20 protein-coding genes are annotated in these 17,613 nt (G+C 68.0%); 16 read left to right on the top strand and 4 right to left on the bottom strand.

Going from position 1 to position 17,613, the window contains the following annotated elements; translation table 11 throughout:
- Positions 1-174: 174 nt before the first annotated feature.
- Together B5X90_RS19465 and B5X90_RS19460 are read left to right on the top strand one after the other, a co-directional pair.
- Positions 175-477, top strand: coding sequence for a DUF4193 domain-containing protein (locus B5X90_RS19465; protein ID WP_018775830.1), 303 nt, complete (start codon positions 175-177; stop codon positions 475-477).
- Positions 478-767: 290 nt separating this feature from the next.
- The gene (locus B5X90_RS19460; RefSeq protein ID WP_079555572.1) at positions 768-1,340 is read left to right on the top strand and encodes an AMIN-like domain-containing (lipo)protein; all 573 of its coding nucleotides are present in this window, start codon (positions 768-770) and stop codon (positions 1,338-1,340) included.
- Between the two features lie 77 nt (positions 1,341-1,417).
- Here B5X90_RS19460 and fliW read toward each other — a convergent pair whose 3' ends face one another.
- The 4 genes from fliW to B5X90_RS19440 are packed head-to-tail and all read right to left on the bottom strand — an operon-like array spanning position 1,418 to position 4,656.
- On the bottom strand, positions 1,418-1,822 hold the full coding sequence (gene fliW, locus B5X90_RS19455; RefSeq protein ID WP_079555557.1) for a flagellar assembly protein FliW: 405 nt from the start codon (positions 1,820-1,822) through the stop codon (positions 1,418-1,420).
- Positions 1,819-2,742 carry a flagellar hook-associated protein FlgL gene (gene flgL, locus B5X90_RS19450; RefSeq protein WP_079555556.1) on the bottom strand — a complete coding sequence of 308 codons (924 nt, stop codon included), beginning with the start codon at positions 2,740-2,742 and terminating at the stop codon, positions 1,819-1,821. The genes fliW and flgL overlap by 4 nt, the downstream gene beginning before the upstream one ends.
- Before the next feature lie 2 nt (positions 2,743-2,744).
- Positions 2,745-4,157 (bottom strand): flagellar hook-associated protein FlgK, encoded by a 1,413-nt coding sequence (flgK, locus tag B5X90_RS19445; RefSeq protein WP_079555555.1) that lies wholly within the window; start codon positions 4,155-4,157, stop codon positions 2,745-2,747.
- Positions 4,158-4,167: 10 nt separating this feature from the next.
- The gene (locus B5X90_RS19440; protein ID WP_079555554.1) at positions 4,168-4,656 is read right to left on the bottom strand and encodes a flagellar protein FlgN; all 489 of its coding nucleotides are present in this window, start codon (positions 4,654-4,656) and stop codon (positions 4,168-4,170) included.
- Positions 4,657-4,949: 293 nt separating this feature from the next.
- Here B5X90_RS19440 and B5X90_RS19435 point away from each other — a divergent pair, with 293 nt between their 5' ends.
- The 14 genes from B5X90_RS19435 to B5X90_RS21325 all read left to right on the top strand — a co-directional run bounded on the left by B5X90_RS19435 (position 4,950) and on the right by B5X90_RS21325 (position 17,609).
- Positions 4,950-6,119 (top strand): flagellin N-terminal helical domain-containing protein, encoded by a 1,170-nt coding sequence (locus B5X90_RS19435; RefSeq protein WP_079555553.1) that lies wholly within the window; start codon positions 4,950-4,952, stop codon positions 6,117-6,119.
- 149 nt (positions 6,120-6,268) lie between these two features.
- Positions 6,269-7,597, top strand: a complete 1,329-nt coding sequence (gene fliD, locus B5X90_RS19430) for a flagellar filament capping protein FliD (protein ID WP_079555552.1) — start codon at positions 6,269-6,271, stop codon at positions 7,595-7,597.
- Positions 7,594-8,103, top strand: a complete 510-nt coding sequence (fliS, locus tag B5X90_RS19425) for a flagellar export chaperone FliS (RefSeq protein ID WP_079555551.1) — start codon at positions 7,594-7,596, stop codon at positions 8,101-8,103. Before fliD ends, fliS begins: the two co-directional genes overlap by 4 nt.
- Positions 8,096-8,521, top strand: a complete 426-nt coding sequence (locus B5X90_RS19420) for a hypothetical protein (protein WP_079555550.1) — start codon at positions 8,096-8,098, stop codon at positions 8,519-8,521. Before fliS ends, B5X90_RS19420 begins: the two co-directional genes overlap by 8 nt.
- A 146-nt stretch (positions 8,522-8,667) precedes the next feature.
- Positions 8,668-9,009 carry a flagellar basal body rod protein FlgB gene (flgB, locus tag B5X90_RS19415; RefSeq protein ID WP_028277071.1) on the top strand — a complete coding sequence of 114 codons (342 nt, stop codon included), beginning with the start codon at positions 8,668-8,670 and terminating at the stop codon, positions 9,007-9,009.
- Positions 9,009-9,401 (top strand): flagellar basal body rod protein FlgC, encoded by a 393-nt coding sequence (locus B5X90_RS19410; protein ID WP_079555549.1) that lies wholly within the window; start codon positions 9,009-9,011, stop codon positions 9,399-9,401. Before flgB ends, B5X90_RS19410 begins: the two co-directional genes overlap by 1 nt.
- Positions 9,401-9,718 (top strand): flagellar hook-basal body complex protein FliE, encoded by a 318-nt coding sequence (fliE, locus tag B5X90_RS19405; RefSeq protein WP_079555548.1) that lies wholly within the window; start codon positions 9,401-9,403, stop codon positions 9,716-9,718. The genes B5X90_RS19410 and fliE overlap by 1 nt, the downstream gene beginning before the upstream one ends.
- Complete coding sequence (gene fliF / locus B5X90_RS19400) at positions 9,718-11,322, top strand: flagellar basal-body MS-ring/collar protein FliF (RefSeq protein WP_079555547.1); 1,605 nt, start codon at positions 9,718-9,720, stop codon at positions 11,320-11,322. The genes fliE and fliF overlap by 1 nt, the downstream gene beginning before the upstream one ends.
- Entirely contained in the window at positions 11,319-12,335 is a 1,017-nt protein-coding gene (gene fliG / locus B5X90_RS19395) for a flagellar motor switch protein FliG (RefSeq protein ID WP_079555546.1), read from the top strand. Before fliF ends, fliG begins: the two co-directional genes overlap by 4 nt.
- Entirely contained in the window at positions 12,325-13,047 is a 723-nt protein-coding gene (locus tag B5X90_RS19390; protein ID WP_079555545.1) for a FliH/SctL family protein, read from the top strand. The genes fliG and B5X90_RS19390 overlap by 11 nt, the downstream gene beginning before the upstream one ends.
- On the top strand, positions 13,044-14,372 hold the full coding sequence (locus B5X90_RS19385; RefSeq protein WP_079555544.1) for a FliI/YscN family ATPase: 1,329 nt from the start codon (positions 13,044-13,046) through the stop codon (positions 14,370-14,372). Before B5X90_RS19390 ends, B5X90_RS19385 begins: the two co-directional genes overlap by 4 nt.
- Positions 14,369-14,803 carry a flagellar FliJ family protein gene (locus tag B5X90_RS19380; protein WP_079555543.1) on the top strand — a complete coding sequence of 145 codons (435 nt, stop codon included), beginning with the start codon at positions 14,369-14,371 and terminating at the stop codon, positions 14,801-14,803. Before B5X90_RS19385 ends, B5X90_RS19380 begins: the two co-directional genes overlap by 4 nt.
- The gene (locus B5X90_RS19375) at positions 14,800-15,513 is read left to right on the top strand and encodes a C40 family peptidase (RefSeq protein WP_079555542.1); all 714 of its coding nucleotides are present in this window, start codon (positions 14,800-14,802) and stop codon (positions 15,511-15,513) included. The genes B5X90_RS19380 and B5X90_RS19375 overlap by 4 nt, the downstream gene beginning before the upstream one ends.
- Positions 15,510-17,609: a flagellar hook-length control protein FliK gene (locus B5X90_RS21325; protein ID WP_179129230.1), complete on the top strand. Its 2,100-nt coding sequence runs from the start codon at positions 15,510-15,512 to the stop codon at positions 17,607-17,609. Before B5X90_RS19375 ends, B5X90_RS21325 begins: the two co-directional genes overlap by 4 nt.
- The last annotated feature ends 4 nt before the right edge of the window (positions 17,610-17,613 follow it).

Genomic DNA, 17,613 nt, shown 5'->3' with positions numbered 1-17,613 from the left:
CCGGCCGCCGCGCGGAGGGCTCCCGTCCGGGGGCCGCTGCCCGGGTTTCCAGGGCCCGTCCGACTCATTCTGTCTGATAGGCCACACTATTGCTCAACTCCCTGCATAATGTCCTAAACTGCTTCACTGAGGTGCCTGAAATGGCGCTGCGCAGCAACGAAAGTGAACCCCGATATGGCTACCGATTACGACGCCCCACGCAAGACAGAAGAAGAATCTCCCGCTGAGTCGCTGGAGGCCCTTCAGGCGTCCCGCGGCGGCGGCGCGCAGACCGCTGTGATCGACGTCGATGAGAACGACACCGCTGAAGGCATTGATCTTCCCGGTGCGGATCTGTCCGGCGAAGAGCTGACGGTCATTGTTGTTCCGGAGCAGTCCGATGAATTTACCTGCTCCTCCTGCTTCCTGGTCCGTCACAGGTCCCAGGTGGCCCTTGAGAAGAACGGCATGAAGTACTGCCGCGACTGCGAAGGCTAAAACCTTCCGGCAACAGCCAGGCCGTACGAAGCGCCGGACCCGCGAGGGTGCCGGCGCTTCGCCGTTCCCGGCCACGCCTGCGGCTGACAGTGTTATCTGTTCGTGAACGATCTTCACGAGAGGTGTCCGTGCAATCCGTCCGTGACCAGCAGCGGGCCACGCTAACGGTTGGGCGCCGAAACTGCGGAGGACCTCGCCCGCCGGCCTTGGCCCGCCTACGCTGAAAGCGTCTGACCTGCGCTGACTGTTCCGCCAGCCCAAGGGTCAGGCAGCACCAGGGGGTGGCGGGCTTGAAGAAGACCCAGTTGAAGAAGATCCAGTTGAAGGTCAACGCGTTGCTCGCGGCTGTGCTGATGGCCGCAGGTCTCGGGATTCTTGCGCCGGCGCCTGCTGCCGCAGACCCGTACTGCGGACAGGCCTGGGGGTCGCTGGTCAAAACGGATCCGGCCATGAGCCAGGCCAAGGTGGTGAACGTTCGGACCGGTCAGCACTACTGCTTTGACCGGCTGGTCATTGACCTCAACGGCCCCGTGGCCGGCTACACCGTCCGCTACGTACCCGCGGTGGTGCAGGACGGGTCCGGCCTGCCGGTTCCGCTGCGGGGCCAGGCCTTCATTCAGCTTACGGTCAATGCGCCCGCATATGACGACGCCGGCAATCCCACCTACAACCCGCCGAACAAGAATGAACTGGCTGACCTGGCCGGCTACCAGACCTTCCGGCAGGTGGCGTGGGCGGGCAGCTTCGAGGGCTATTCGACCATGGGCCTGGGGGTCCGCGCCCGGCTGCCGTTCCGGGTCCTGGCACTGCCAGGTCCGGACTCCGGATCCCGCCTCGTGGTGGACGTGGCGCATTTCTGGTGAAGCGCAGGGCAGGCTGGTGAGGCGCAAGGCAGGGCTGGTCAGGCGCAACGCAGTGCGCGCCTTGCCGGGCGGGTCGGCTAGAGGGAGTTGAGTTCGGCCCGGAGCGGGTAGTCCCGGCCGTCGAGCACCAGCTGGGTGCAGCGTCCCGTGGCGCGGTTCAGAACGATCGGGGCCATGAGGTTGACGGTCGTGGAGCCGGGGGAGTGGTTGACCACGACCAGTACCTGGGGGGCCGCCTGCTCGTCGAGTTCCAGGGCCTCCAACGAAGCTGCCGGGACCGGCGGAGCGTAGCTCGGTGCAAACACGGCCGCATCGGCCAGGAATAGCCGCACCGGACTGGAACTTGCCTCCAGGGCGTACAGTCCGGCCGCGCCCTCGACGCTCCGCAGCGCGAAATCGTGCAGCTCCTCGAAGCCAGGCATGGGTGTGGTGAATGTGAGGGGCAGGCTGGCGACCGGAGTGTCCATGACCGGGGTGCTCACCGCAGGAAGTCCATCAGGGTGGGCTGAAGCACCCGGGCCGTCGCCGCGAGGGCCACCTGGTAGTTGGTTTCCTGAAGCTTCAGGTCCATGATGACGCTGCCGAGATCTGCCTTTTCAATGCCCATCTTCTGTGCATCCAAGGTGGCCTCCAGTTCGGTGTTGACGTTGCCGGCGCGTTCCAGCTGCACCTGCCGTGTTCCTATTTCAGCACGCCCGCTGACGATGTTCTTGAAAGACGCCTGCAGGTTGGTGAGGTTCACGGTGGCATCCTCGCCTTTGCGCAGGGATTCGATGGTCTTGGTGACGGCGTCGAAGACGGAGCCGGAGCCGCTGCCGAAGATCGCGGCGCCGTCCGCGTCGACCCGGACGGTTCTGTCGGCACTGATGCGCCGTTCCACTGAACCACCCGTGACGCCGTTGAAAACCGGGGGAGTTCCGGTGTCTCCGGGGATGCTCGGGTCAGCCGGGATGGCCGGGCTGAAGGCTGTCGCCGCGTCCGAACTTCCAGCAAAAATGTTCCGGCCAAGGTGCTTGCTGTTGGCGGTTGAGAGCAGATCCTTGTTCAGCCCTTCGAGCTCGACGGCGATCGCGTCCTTGCCCGCCTGGTTGAGCGCGCCGTTGCCGGCCTGGACCGTGAGGTCGAGGATGCGGTTCATGACGTTGGTGGCCTGGCTGAGGGCGGAGTCGGCCGCGTTGAGCCAGCTGGCGCCGTCGTCGATGTTCCTGCCGTACTGTGCGTTGGCGGCGAGCCGCGCGCGCGTATCGAGAGCCTGCGCCGTGGCGGCAGGATCATCGGACGGGCGTGAGATCTTGTCCAGCGTGGTGGCCTTTTCCTGCAGCTGGGCCAGCTTGGACTGCTGGGCCTGCAGGGTCCGCTGGGCGGCCGCGGTCATGGTCAGATTGGTTACCCGGTTCAGCATGTCTACCTTCCTACCAGTCCGGTGCGGTTGATCAGGACGTCCAGGGCTTCGTCCACAGCCGTCATGACACGGGCCGCGGCCTGGTAAGCGTGCTGGTTGGTGAGCAGGCTGACGTTTTCTTCGTCCAGGCTGACAGACGCCTGCGAGGCGCGGTTGGACTGGGCGGAGATCTCCGCTGCCGAGCTCAACGCTTCATGCTGCTGGGCACCGCGTGACTGCACCCCGATCCCGGTGACGATGTTTGCCCAGGCGCTGTCCGGAGACCCCGGCCCAGTGCCAAGCTGTGAGATTTTGTCGGCGAGGCTGCCGTCCAGGTTCCCCGCACCCGCCACGCCGACCGCGATCTCCGCGGCGGCCTTGGGCACAACGGCGAGAGCGAGGGCGGCGGGGCCCGCGGCCGGCGGGTCGAAGAAGTTGCCGGACGAGGTGCCGTCAGAGGTCCGTCCGCCGAAGTGAAGGGCATTGACCGCGTCCCGCAGGTCGCCGGCGAACTTGTTCAGGGACTGTGCGGCCGAGTCGATGGCGCCGCCGTTCGCGGCAGGGGCCAGGACGGACAACGCGCCGGCGATTTCCCCGTCGGCGACGGCGATTGCCGCACCCGGCCGGTCCGCCCACTCAAGCTGCACGGCTGTGCCGAGTTTGTCCGCAGTCTGGCTTCCGGAGAGGGCGAGTGCCCGGACGGAGCTGCCCATCACGAGGGCGTTTCCGCCGACGTGGACATCCACAGTGCCGTCGGCCTGTTCCCTGACCGTGCCGCCAGTCAGCCGGGAGATGGTCTCGGTGAGCTTGGCCCGCGCATCGATCAGCTCGTTGGCCGATCCTCCCGCGGCGAGGGTGGAGCGGATGCTGGTGTTGAAGGCGGCCACCTGCGTGGCGGCGGCATTGACGGCGTCCACGGCGCCTTGGGCCTGGCCGCGGACGCTGCTCCACTGGCCCTCAAGGGAGCGGTAGGACGAGGAGACCTTGGTGGCGAGCTCGTTGCCGGCCTGCAGGACCAGTCCCTTGGCGGCGGAGTCGTCGGGCTGGTTGGCGGCGCCTTGCCAGGCCGACCAGAAGCCCTGGAGCGCGGTGGAGATGCCGTTTTCGCCGGGTTCCTGAAGGATGCCTTCTATCCCTTGGAGTGCCGAGGACCGGGCGCTGGCGTAGCCGGACTGGGCCGCCGTCGAGCGGACGCTTCCGTCAAGGAAGCTGCTGCCCAGGCGTGCGATGCCGTCCACGGAGACGCCGTTCCCGGCCTCGGGACGGCCCGAGCCGAACAGGCCCTGCGCGGGAGCCGCGATCGAAGACTGCTGGACGCGCTGCCGGGTGTAACCCTCGGTGGCGGCGTTGGCAATGTTCTGCCCGGCCACGTTCATGCCCTGCTGGGCGGCGGTCAAGCCACGGTAGGCGGTGTTCAGGGCGCCGAAGGTACTCATGGTCGCTTCCTTAGAATTGCTTGTCGAAAATACGCGAGGCTGCAGTTTCCCCGGTCTTGCCCTGGGCGTCATAGGTGCCGGCCGCAGCGGTGGGCCCCAGATCCGCGAGGGATTCCTGGGTGGAACGGACCGCGGAGCGCAGGTACTGCTCGTTCGAGTCGCGCAGTTCCTTGATCAGTGTCGTCTGGTGGGTTAACGCCGTCAGATGAGCCGTGAGGATTTCGGACCAGGCGCCTTCCGGCGCGGCAGCGGCGAGTTCACCCAGGGACGCGTCAGTGGGCAGCCCCCAGGTTTCGGCCACGACGGCGGCTTCGATGGTGCGGGCGAGGCTCGCCTTGGAGAGGTGTTCCAGCACCTGCTCGACTTCCTTGGTGCCGTGGGGAAGCCAGCGCGATTTGCCGGCGGTAAGCAGCAGTTGCTCTTCCTCCAGCTTGAAGGTGAGAACGTCCAGGAGTTCACGCTCCCGCCACAGCAGGGCTGAAAGTTCGTGGATGGCCATGGTCCGGACGGCTCCCTCATGTGTGAATGGTGCAAATGACTGGTGCGGTGGTGCCGGGGCTTCGGTTTCATCGTGCGGACGATTAAGCCTCCAGCAGGGTTCGTAGAAACTATCGGCAGGGGCGCAGGATTCGTTAGCGGCAATATGGCTGATAACAGGCGGGGCCAGGCGGGGCGTTGAACTGAAAACTCTTTTTGGAATCTTCCTTACGTGTGCTGGCCAAATGGCGATAACTACTTCTGAAGGCCCACGGATGGGCCATCGCACATCGTCCCAATCATGGAGGAAACATCATGGGAATGCAGATCAACACCAACATGGCTGCGAACAACGCTTACCGCAGCCTCAGCAACACACAGACCGACCTGTCCAAGTCGCTGGAGAAGCTTTCCAGCGGCCTGCGCATCAACCGCGCCGGTGACGACGCGGCCGGCCTGGCAATCTCCGAAGGCCTGAAGTCCCAGATCGGCGGCCTCACGGTTGCTTCCCGCAACGCCCAGGACGGCATCGGCCTTGTCCAGACCGCTGAAGGCGGCCTGAACCAGGCTCACTCCATCCTGCAGCGTCTGCGCGACCTGGGTGTCCAGGCCGCTAACGACACGAATAACAACGAATCCCGCGCGGCTATCAAGACTGAAGCCACCAGCCTCGTGAACGAACTTGGCCGTATCTCTGGCGGGACCGACTTCAACGGCACCAAGCTGCTCAACGGTGACAACACGAAGCTGAGCATCCAGGTCGGTGCCAACGGCGACGCTGATAGCCAGATCGCCGTTGACCTGTCTGGTGCGAATGTCAAGGCGATTGCTACCACGCTGAACCTTGGCGCGTTGGCAAGCGGGGGCAGCACCTTCGACATCGCGGATGCGACTGCCCTTGCAGGCGCAGCAACCTTCACGTCAACGAAGGACGGCGTCGTTACGACAGTTACGACCGCTGACTTGGGCAGCTCGTTCACGAGTGTCGAGGGTTACGCCGATGCACTGCGCGGTGACGCCGACTTCTCCGCCAAGTTCACCGTTTCCGTTGAAAAGGATGCCAATGGCGCCGGCACCGGCATCGTCGTTCAGGCCAAAGACGGCGGAACGCTGCTCGACGCCGACAACGGCACCGCAGGTACCGGCCTCGCCGCTGGAGCCGAGACGGCTTCCGTCGGTACGGGCCTCGACTTCACCAGTGCCACCAAGGCCCAGGCTTCCATCAAGTTGATCGACCAGCAGATCATCGCGGTCTCCACGGCCCGAGCAGACCTGGGTGCTACCCAGAACCGCCTCGAGTCGGCTGTGCAGACGATCAACGTTGCCAAGGAAAACCTGACGGCTTCCAACTCCCGTATCCGCGACACGGATATGGCTGAGGAAATGGTCAAGTTCACCCGCAACAACATCCTGTCCCAGGCCGGCACCGCAATGCTGGCCCAGGCAAACCAGTCCAACCAGGGTGTTCTGCAGCTCCTGCGCTAAACCACGGCGGGAAGCGATCACTCCGGTGACTTCCGCTAAGTAGTTCAGCCGCACGTGGCGCCCGGGGAGAGAATTCTTCTCCCCGGGCGCTGCGCAGTACCACCAGCCATTACTGATTCAGCCGGCCATTGTTCTAAGGAGTTGTAGGCATGGGACTTTCTATCGACGGACTTTCCAGCGGTTTGGACACCACTGCCCTGATCAACTCCCTGATGGCCGTGGAAGCCATCCCGCAAAGCCTCATCAAGAACAAGGCCGCGACTGTCCAAACCGGCATCTCGGCCCTGCAGGGACTCAATACCGCCGTCGCGGACCTCGCAACGAAGGCCGGCAAGCTCTCCGACCCCATGAGCATGGAACTGTATTCGGCCTCGAGCAGCTCCACCAAGGTCTCCACCACGGTCAGTACCGGGGCGAAACCCGGGGCGGTTGATTTCACCGTCTCCCAGCTGGCCCAGACCCAGGTCTCCGTTAGCAAGAACCTCGCCGCGTGGCCGTACACCACCATGACGGTCACCGGTGAAGGCGGCCAGGCCGTCACCGTCACTCCGCTCACGTCCTCCCTGGACGACGTCGTTTCCGCCGTGAACCTCTCCGGCGCCGGCATTGTCGCATCGAAAGTTTCCGTGGGCGGCGGTGAATACAGGCTGCAATTTGCCTCGTCCAAGACCGGCGTCGCGGGCGGGTTCAGCATCGCCGATCCGGACGGCACCGCTGGACTGACAGAAGTGCAGCCTGCGCAGGATGCGCAGATCAAGCTGTGGGCGGGAACAGCTGCGGAAGCGACGCTCAACTCCGCCACCAACACCTTCGCGGATGTCCTGAACGGAGTCTCGATCACCGTCTCCGAGGTCTCTGCCGCTCCCACACGCGTCACCGTTGCCCGTGACAACGCCCAGATCAGCAAGGCCGCCTCTGACCTGATCAACTCCGTCAACGGAGTCCTGGCGCAGATCGCGACCAAGAGCGCCGTGGTCAGCAGCACCGACGCCTCCGGCAACCCGGTGACTTCAGGCGGCGTGTTCACCGGGGACAGTACCGTCCGTACCGTCAACGCCGCGATCCTGGCCGCTGCGTCCCAGCCCCTGAACGGAAAATCGCCGTCCGAGCTTGGCATCAGCGTCACCAAGACCGGGACGATGGAATTCGACGCCACCAAATTCGGCGACGCCCTGGCGAAGGACCCGGCCGGGACAATGGCGGCCGTGGCCACCATCGCGGGCCGCGTGGCGGACGCCGCCAAGCAGGCCTCCGATCCCTCCACTGGGCTGCTCAGCACCAAGATCAAGGGACAGCAGTCCACCGCGAAGGACTACACCGACCAGATCGCCGATTGGGACGACCGCCTGGAAATGCGCCGGACCACGCTGCAGCGGACCTACTCCGCGCTGGAGGTCGCTCTCAGCGGCATGAAAGCGCAGTCGTCCTGGCTGTCCTCCCAACTCGCAGGACTCTCTTCAGGAAGCTCTTCATCATGACTCTGACCTCCTTCGGCGGCGGCTACGGCAATGCCGGCCAGCGGAACCAGTACCTCGCGGACTCGGTCCTGTCGGCTCCGCCGGCACGCCTCCTCACCATGCTCTACGACCGTCTCCTGCTGGACCTGGGCCGGGCGGAAACGGCGCAGCACGCTGCCGACTGGACCGCCGCGTCGGAAAACCTGCTGCACGCCCAGGCCATCGTGTCCGAGCTGTCCTCCTCGCTGAAGGTCGACGCGTGGGACGGAGCCAACGGGCTGCTGGGGGTCTACAACTACGTCTCCACGGCACTGACCAACGCGAACATCCAGCGGGACGCGGCGCTGACCCGGGAAGCGATCGAACTCCTGGAGCCCCTGCGGCAGACCTGGCACGAGGCCGCCGCCGCGGTACCCGTGCCCGCAACCCCCGCGGCGTTTCCCGCCGCAGCTCCAGCCGGTTTCCCGGCAGCAGGGGCCTGGAACACCGGGCCCGGAACAGGCGGCGGGAGTCTCGGCTTTGGCTGAACAGGCTTACTCGGATATCGGCCCAGGGAGAGCCGGACCCAACGACGCCGATTCGTCCCTTCCCGGCAAGATCCCTGAAGACACCACCCTGGCCGCCTGGATGGCCGTCCTGGATGTGCTTGAAATGGCGGTGCAGGCCGCCGAGCGGACCCTGAAGGATCCGCTGGGCCCGCTCGCCGCCCCCGCGGGATCGGCGGCGGAACCCCGGCCGGAAAAGCGCTGGTCTCCGCCGTCGATGACCGGGCCGTTGCCGGCGACCGCCCGGCGTCGCGCCGTCGCACTGGCCGCCGCCCAGGAACGCGTTGCCCTTCGGCTGGAAGAGGCGCGGCTGGGAGTCGCCCGGCAGCTGCAGGCGGTATCGTCAGTGCCCGGCGTGGGGGAGTCCGCCGGAGCCCTGTACCTGGATGTCAACGGCTAGGAATCCCGGGTTCCAAAACATCTGAAATCCTCTCCTGATTTCACCTAACGCGGCGCTGAGCAGTGCCGATAACCACTGTAAGAGCACGGATCGCTCGATTACCGGCCACGGATCGGCCACCCCCCACCTTTCCCAGGCAGGACTCTGTGCTCGAATCCGTGACTTCCGCCGCCCTGGCCAGCGCCATGGACGGGCTGGCACTGCGCCAGCGGACCATCGCGAACAACATCGCGAACGTCAACACGCCGAATTACCATGCGAAGCGCGTCAGCTTCGAGGACGCCCTCGCAGCGTCGGTGCAGTCCGGGAACGGCCGCGTCCAGGCAACCACGGCGGAATCCCTGGAGCCCACCCAACTGAACGGCAACAACGTCAACCTGGACACCGAGACCCTGTCCAACATCGACACCGTGCTGCGGTTCCAGTTCGCCGCCCGCGCCGTCAACACCGAGTTCACCGCCGTCCGCTCCGCCCTGAGGACCAGCTGATGACCTTCGACATGATCGGCATCGCCGGCTCCGCCCTGACTGTCCACCGCAAGTGGCTCGATGCCGTCTCGGACAACCTCGCCAACATGAACAACGCCTCTGCCACGTCCGGCCCGGCCTTCCAGGCCCGGTACGTCGAGGCCGCAGAAGGCTCGCAGGGCTCGGGCGTGTACGTCAAAAGCACCCAGCTCGGCAACGCCGAGGGCAGGATCGTCTACCAGCCGGACCACCCGCTGGCGGACGCCAACGGCAACGTGAAGTACCCGGACATCGACATGGCCGAACAGATGGGCGCGCTCATCATCGCCCAGCGCGGCTACCAGGCCAACGCGCAGGTAGTGGACCGCGCCCGCGAAACCTACATGGCCGCCCTCGAGATTGGACGCTCCTAATGACTGTCGGCCCCATCGCCCCCGTCCAGGGCGTCCTTCCCACAAGCTACGTCGCAGGCGTGGACCCAGCCGCGTCCCCCGTTGCCGGCACCGACGGCTCCGCCTTCGCCACCTCCCTCACCGGGGCGGTGGATAACCTCCAGCAGCTGCAGTCGACGTCGAACCAGCTGGCTGTGTCCGCCGTGACCGGCAACCTGGATGACATCCACAACGCCACGCTTGCCGCGACCCGGGCCCAGGTGACGCTGGAGCTCATGGCCACCATGCGCAACAAGGGCGTTGACGCGTTCAACGAGATCATGAGGATGCAGGCCTGATGCCTCCGCAGATTACCGCTTTCTTCCAGCGCTTCGGCGCGGGCCTGAAGAGCTTCACCGCCGGCCAGCGCACCATCGCCGTGATCGGCGCTGCCCTGCTGGTGGTGGGCATCGTTGCCCTGTCCGCCTGGCTTACCCGCCCGGTGCTGACCCCGCTGTTCTCCGGCCTGCAGACCACCGACGCCAACGGCATCGTCGAACAGCTCCGCAAGGACAACGTTCCGTACGAGCTCAGCGACGGCGGATCCACCATCCTGGTGCCGCAGGACAAGGTCTACGACGAACGCCTCAAGGCAGCGGCCGCGGGCCTGCCGACTGCCGCCGCCACCGGCTACTCCCTGCTGGACAAGATGGGCGTGACGTCCTCGGAATTCCAGCAGTCCGTCACGTACAAGCGCGCCCTCGAGGGCGAACTTGCCAGCACCATCTCCGCCATGGACGGCGTGAAGACCGCCGCCGTCCGGCTCGCCATCCCCGAGAAAACAGTGTTTGTGTCCAAGGCCCCGGACACCACCGCGTCGGTGTTCATCGAGACCGACGCCGGCGCCGCGCTGACCGGTGACAAGGTGCAGGCGATCGTCCACCTGACCTCCGCCGCCATCGAAAACCTCAAGCCCTCCAACGTCTCCGTGGTCGATTCGCAGGGCAACGTGCTCTCCACCGTCGGCGGCGGGACCGCAGGATCGTCCACCAAGCAGGCCAGCGACTACCAGCAGCGCACCTCCGACGCCGTCCGCGCCGTCATGGACCGCGTGGTGGGCCCGGGCAACTCCACCGTCGCCGTCGCCGCCGACGTGACCGGCGAATCGGCGCAGCAGAAGAGCGAGACCTTCTCCAATGCCAAGGGCGCCCTGCCGCTCAGTGAGTCGTCGAAGACCGAGAAATACACCGGAACCGGGGGAGGCGCCGCGGGCGTCCTCGGCCCGGACAACATCGCTGTTCCCGGCGGCACGAGCGGCAACGGCAACTTCGATTCCTCCACCGAAACCAAGAACAACGCGGTCAACAAGGTCACCGAGGACCGGACCATCCCGGCCGGTGCCATCAAGCGGCAGACCATTTCCGTCGCCGTCAGCCAGGCCGCCGCCGGCGGCCTGAACCTGGCGTCGCTGAAGAACCTCGTCACCTCCGCAGCCGGGGCCGACACCGCGCGCGGCGATATTGTCACGGTCGAGGTTGTGCCGTTCAGCACCGCAGCCGCCGACGACGCCGCCAGGGCGCTCGCCGAGGCCCAGGCCAACGCCGAAGCCGAGAAGCAGGCCGCGTTCTTCGGAACCCTCGTCACCGCAGGCAGCATCCTGCTGGGCCTGCTGATCCTGGCCCTCGTGGTCACGATCATCCTGCGGCGCCGCCAGAAGCGCGAGCCCGTGGACCTCGGCGAACGCCTGGACCTGGAGATCATGCCGGTGGCCCCGCCTGTGGTGGCCCTTCCGCCGGCGACGTCGGCGATCCCGATCACCGCCCTGCCCCCGCTTCCGGGCCCGAGCACCGAACAGCTGGAATCCGAGCGCCGCCGGTTTGAAATCGACAGCATGGTCGCCGCCAACCCGGAACGGGCCGCTGACTACCTGCGCAGCCTCATGGATGACAGGCAACCGGCATGAAAACAACCGATACGCCCCTGACCGGAACCCAGCGCGCCGCCGTCGTCCTGATGCAGATGAGCCCCGAGAACGCCGCCAAGGTCATGGCCCAGTTCACGGATACCGAGGCGGAGGAGATTGCCGGGGAGATCGTCAAGCTCCGGAAGGTGGACTCGGACGTCACTGAGCAGATCATGAAGGACTTCCACCAGGCCGCGCAGACAGCCACGCGCCAGGCCCGCGGCGGGCGGGAACTCGCCGAAGGCCTGCTGGAGGCCTCCTTCGGCTCGGAGAAGGCCGCCGGGCTCATCAACCGCCTGACTGTCAATATGGCCGGCAAGTCCTTCGAGTTCCTCGAAGACATCGAACCCGTGCAGATCCTGGCCCTGATCGACGGCGAACTGCCGCAGACCATCGCCCTGGTCCTCGCCCACCTCAGCCCGCGCAAGGCCTCGGCCGTGATGTCCGGGCTGCCCGGCTCGCTGCGCGCCGACGTCGCGCTCAGCATCGCCACCATGGGATCCGGTGCGCCCGAGGCGATCGGGATCGTCGCCGACACCCTCAAACTCCGCGGCGGCGCAGCCGTGTCCCAGCAGGCCTCGAAGGTGGTGGGCGGCATCCAGCCGCTGCTGGAGATCATCAACCGGACCGACGCCGGCACGGAACGGTCCGTGCTGGACGGCCTGGACCTGCTCGATCCCGACCTCGCGGTGGAGATCCGGGCCCAGATGGTGACGTTCGACGACATCGTGAAGCTGGAACGCCGCGACGTGCAGCTGGTGCTGCGCGGACTCGACGCGGCCGTCCTGGCGATGGCGATGAAGGGCGCCTCCGAGCCGGTCCTGGAAACCATCACCACGAACGTCTCCGGACGCAACCTGGAAATCCTCGAATCCGAGATCGCCGCTCTGGGACCCCTGCGTGCCTCGCAGATCGAAGAGGCCCGTGCCGCCGTCGTCCGGTCGATCCGCGAGCTCGAGGCCGAAGGCCAGATCACCATCCAGCGCGGGGACGAAGAAGACTATGTCTACTGACAACGGCGCGGGCCTCAACGCCCCGGCGCGCGTCGTCTTCCCGTCGCTGCGGGCCAACGGCCCGGCCGCCGAACAGGCCGGCTATACCGAAGGCCACGCCGCGGGCTACGCCGCCGGTGTGCGCGCGGCAGCGAAAGAACAGCGCCGTTGGCGGGACCGGATGGCCGCCGAGCAGGCTGCCTCCCTGGCCGCCGGACAGCAGGACCTGGACCGCGCCGTGCGCGCCCTCGCCGTCGCCAGGACAGACTTTGCGCACCGCAACGTCCAGGCGCTGCAGGACGCCGAGGAAATCCTGGCCCGCACGGCGCTGGAACTGGCCGAGGCCATCCTCGGCTATGAACTGGCCGAAGGCACCCGAACCGCCCGGGCCGCCCTGGCCCGCGCCCTCTCCGGGAATGACTCCGCCACGGTACTGGCAATCCGGCTGCACCCGGCGGACATCGACGTCCTCAGCCGGGAAGGCCAGGAACTGCCCGCCGGGCTGCCTCTGATCGCGGACCCCTCCCTGGGCCGCGGCGACGCGAAGGTCGAATACCAGCAGGGCTGGTTCGACGCCAGCCTCCGCACCGCCCTGGGGCGTGCCCGCGCGGCGCTGCTGGGAGAGGCAGCGTCGGCAGAGGGCCCGCTGGGAGATGCACTGCTGGGAGGCGCCATGCCGGGAGACTCCGGCCAGGCCGAATTCGATGCCGGCGCCTACCGGGGCCAGGCATGATCGCCGAGTGGCGGCCGATGGGCGCCGACTATGCCGCCGCGCTGGCCGCGGCCGCCCCGCAACGCGTCGGCGTCGTCACCTCGGTCATCGGGCTGGGCCTGGAAGTGTCGGGTCTGGACTGCGCCCTTGGTGACCTCGTGACCGTAGGCGAGAACCCTGGCCTTGACGCCGAAGTCGTCGCGGCGCTGGACGGCTCCGTGCGCTGCATGCCTCTGGGCCGGCTGGCCGGGGTAGCTGCCGGTGACCCGGTGCGCGCCAAAGGCAGCGCGGTATTGGTCCCCACCGGGCCGGGCCTGTTCGGCCGGGTCCTTGACGGCCTCGGGCGCCCGATCGATGGCAAGGGTCCGCTGCTCAGCGGACCGCGCGTGCCGATCGACAACGAGGCACCGAACGCCATGAAACGCGCCCGCATAGACACCGCGCTGCAGACCGGCGTGCGCGTCCTGGACACCATGACGACGCTCGGCAAGGGCCAGCGCATGGGCCTGTTTGCCGGCTCCGGAGTCGGCAAATCCTCCCTGCTCTCGATGATCGCCCGCGGAACCGATGCCGAAGTCTCGGTGATCGCCCTCGTAGGCGAACGCGGCCGCGAAGTCCGCGAGTTCCTCGAAGACGACCTCGGCGCCGCCGGCCTGGCGCGCTCCGTGGTGGTCGTCGCCACCTCCGACGAACCCGCCCTCATGCGCATGCGCGCCGCCTTCACCGCCACCCGCATCGCCGAGTCGTTCCGCGACCAGGGCCAGGATGTGGTTCTCATGATGGACTCCCTGACCCGGGTGGCCATGGCGCAGCGCGAAATTGGCCTCTCGGCCGGCGAGCCCCCTGCCACCCGCGGCTACCCGCCGTCGACCTTTTCCATCCTGGCCCGGCTGCTGGAGCGCGCCGGCACGGCCGAAACCGGCTCCGTTACCGGCATCTACACCGTGCTGGTGGACGGCGATGACCATAACGAGCCCATCGCCGACGCCGCCCGCTCCATCCTGGACGGCCACGTGGTGCTGGACCGCAAACTCGCCGTCACCGGGCACTTCCCGTCCGTGGACGTGCTCGGATCCGTATCCCGGGTGGCCAGCAAGGTCAATTCCCGGCCACACCTCGACGCCGCCGCCACGCTCCGCCGGGTCCTCGCAGCCCGCAAGGCAGCGCAGGACCTGATCGATGTCGGCGCCTACCAGGCCGGGACCAACCCGCTGGTGGACGCTGCGCTGAACCACGAGCAGGACGTCAGCGGTTTCCTCCAGCAGCCGATGGACGAATCCACGGCCCACCCCGAGTCCTGGCAACGGCTCGGCCACCTCACTTCGATCCTGGGAGCAGCAGCATGAACCGCGAATTCTCACTGGCTGGCCTCCTGCGCCTCCGCCAGCTCCAGCAGGATCAGGCGGCAACCGGGCTGGCGCGCGCCCGCTCACGTTCCAGCTCCGTCCGGGTCCGCGAAGCCGCCGCCCGCCGCGAACTTGCCGCCACGGATGACCCCATCTCCAGCTCGGCCTCCCTGCGCGCCGTCGCCGCCGCCCGGTCATCCGCGCACAGCATGCTCGCGGACCTGCAAAACCTCACCCACCTTGCCGAGGCCGAGGAAGCCAATGCCCGCGCCGAGTTCATCGCTGCCCGCACAAGGTCCGTGGGGCTGGAAAAACTGCAAGCCCGGCACGACGCCGAGGTCAACTCCGCGGACCTGCGCGCCGAACAGTCGGCCCTCGATGAGATCGCCTCGACCCTCTGGCACCGCGATGAGCAGCAGGTGAAGCCATGAGCATGACTGAGGCGATCGGCCGGATGCAGGGCATCCAGTCGATGATCGCGGAATTGAGCCGGCCTGCGGCCGCGGAAACCAGCGCAGCCGCTGCCAAGGCCGCAGCTGCGACCTCGCTCGCGACCGCGACCGGCACCGGCGACTCCGCCACATTCACCCAGGCACTTGCCGCGGCACTGGGCGGCAACGGCGCAACGGATGCCGCCTCCCTGACGGACAGCCTGGGCCTGGGCACCTCACTGGGTACGTCACTTGGTCTGGGCGGCACAACGGCGGCCGGGCCCGCCGTGCTCACCGGCGCCCAGGCAGCCGGAGCCGTACACACCGGTGGGGCCGCGACGGGCAACGACGTGGTGGCAGTGGCGAAGAAGTACATCGGTGTTCCCTATGTGTGGGGCGGCACCAATCCGGCCTCCGGCATGGACTGCTCCGGCTTCACCCAGCGGGTCTTCAAGGACCTCGGCGTGGAGCTTCCCCGCGTGGTGAGCGACCAGATGCGGCAGGGCACCCCGGTGGCGTCCCTCGCCGAAGCGAAACCCGGAGACCTCCTGGTGAGCTTCGGTGGCAACCACATTTCCATCTACCTGGGCAACGGCAAGGCGATCGACGCACCCGTGCCGGGCAAGACCATCCAGATCCGCGATGCCTGGGAGCAGCAGTCCAACCTGACCTCCATCCGGCGCATCGTGCCCGCAGGGGCGGGATCATGAAGGCGGCATCGACGGAGCTTCCGGCCGCGCTGGGAGCGCCCATCCGGGCGGCCCGGCAGGGCGCGGACCCGCGGCCCGGCACCGAAAACGGAAACACAGCAGCCGCGTCCTTCGACTCGGTCCTCAACGACGTCCAGGTCGCAGCGGGCAACAGCACCGGGGCAGAGCCGGGCGCCGCTAAGGCCGTGCCGGCGGCCGATGACACGGCGGCCGAACTGCCGCAGCCCGACGGCGGCACGGACCCCGCTTCGCTGCGCGGCACCGCTGCGAACACTGCGACGCCGGCCGACGCTGCTTCCGGGGCCGCGCCGGGGACCGACGCTGCTTCGTCAGGCAGCGCCAGCCTCGTGGCCCAGTTCGGCCCGGCCCCTTACGTTCCGGCCCCGTACGTTCCAGCCCCGTACGTTCCAGCCCAGTACGGCACGGCCGAATTCCCGCCGGCCCAGTTTGTCTCCTTTGCACAACGTGGTCAGGGTGGTCAGGGTGCGCTGCCCGGACAGTCGACGCAGGCCGTTGCCCCGCCGTCGAACAGCATCGATGGTTTCCGCACTGCCGCGCCGGCAGCCACGGCGTCCGCGACCCCGGCGGGTCTTCCCGACGAAGTGCCGGCAGACGCCGCGCAGGCCGCGGCCGTCGCGACCCCCGCCGTCGCGACCCCGGGATTGGCCGCAACGCGGCGCCAGACTGCGGACGCCGTCCCCGCTGGGACGATGCCGGACGGTAAGCCGAGCGCAGTTGCGGCCTCGCAGACTGCGGGTGCGGTCCCGCTGGCCGGGCTCAAAGCCGGCGCCGGCCGGCCGGGCATCGGGCCGGTTCCTGCCCCGGCGGCTGCCCCCGTCAACGCCGTGGCCACCGCACCGGCTACAGTCGCTGCCGCGCCGTTGGCAACAGTCGCGGCCTCGCCGTTGGCCTCGACTGCCACCGGCGCCGCGGGGATCACCCCCGCGACCGGTCCGGTCCCGGTGCTCGGTGGACCGCCCGAGGCTGCACCGGCAGGGCAAACCCCGGCAGTCACCGTGCAGGCCGCCACCACAGCTTCGGCCGCCGCCGCGGTACCGGGCGGGGGAGCGGCGGCACAGACGGCGCCGGGACTTGGTTCCGATCAGAGTGCGTCGCCGGCGGCCAACACCGCGGCCGTGTCCGCGCGGGCGGTCAACGGGTCAGGCATCGCCGTCGTCGCTCCGTCCGCGCCCGGACAAGTGCCGACGGCGCCGACCCACGCGCCCGGCACCAGGCCCTCCAGTACCGTCCCGTCCGGCACCGCCCAGGCTGGCACCGGCTCCTCTACTGGAGCCACACCTGCACCCGCACCTGCACCTGCACCCGCACCTGCACCCGCACCTGCACCTGCACCCGCACCCGCATCTGCACCCGCACCCGTGTCTTTCCCCGCCGTCGTCCTGACGGAACCAGTCGCGGCACCGGTGCCCAACGCCGCCCAGGCTGCGTCCGATCCGGAAAGCGACGCCCCGGCGGCGGCCGCAATCCCCGTCCAGCCGACTGTGGCGACGGCAACCGTGGCCCAGCCAGTTCCCCAGCCCGCTGCCCAGGCCGCTGCGCAGCCGGCGTTCCAGTCCGCGTCCCCGCAGGCACCCCATTACGCGGCGCCCCTCCAGTCCCAGCTGGCCAAACCGCTTTTCACCCTCGTGGGGGCAACCCAAGGACAGCACATCATGACCCTCAAGGTCAGCCCGGAAGATCTCGGTCCGCTGACGGTCCGGGCCCAGATCGACGCCGCCGGTGTCCGGATTGAGCTCTTCGCCCCGGGCGACGCGGGACGTGAAGCGGTCCGCGGAATCCTGCCCGAACTCCGCAGGGAACTCCAGGGCGCCGGATTCGGGGCCAGCCTTGACCTCTCCGACCACAACGGTCCCGGGTTCGGACAGCACGGGACCCAGCACGGCACGGGCCAGGACCGGAACGGGACCGGCGGCCAGTTCGCCGCTGGCCGGGACCCCGGCGGCACCGGCTCCGGCCCGGGCGACCGGAACGGGCCGCGGCCCGGAAACCGCTGGGATGCGCTGGCCGATGATCAAGCCATCCGCACCGCCAGGCTGCTGAACGGCCCCCAGACCACCCTCGACATTCTTGTCTGACACG

The sequence above is a fragment of the Arthrobacter sp. 49Tsu3.1M3 genome, assembly GCF_900168135.1.
In the GTDB taxonomy this organism is placed as follows: domain Bacteria; phylum Actinomycetota; class Actinomycetes; order Actinomycetales; family Micrococcaceae; genus Arthrobacter.
The sequence above is the reverse complement of the archived record's forward strand: the minus strand, read 5'-3'. Positions and strand labels throughout refer to the sequence as shown.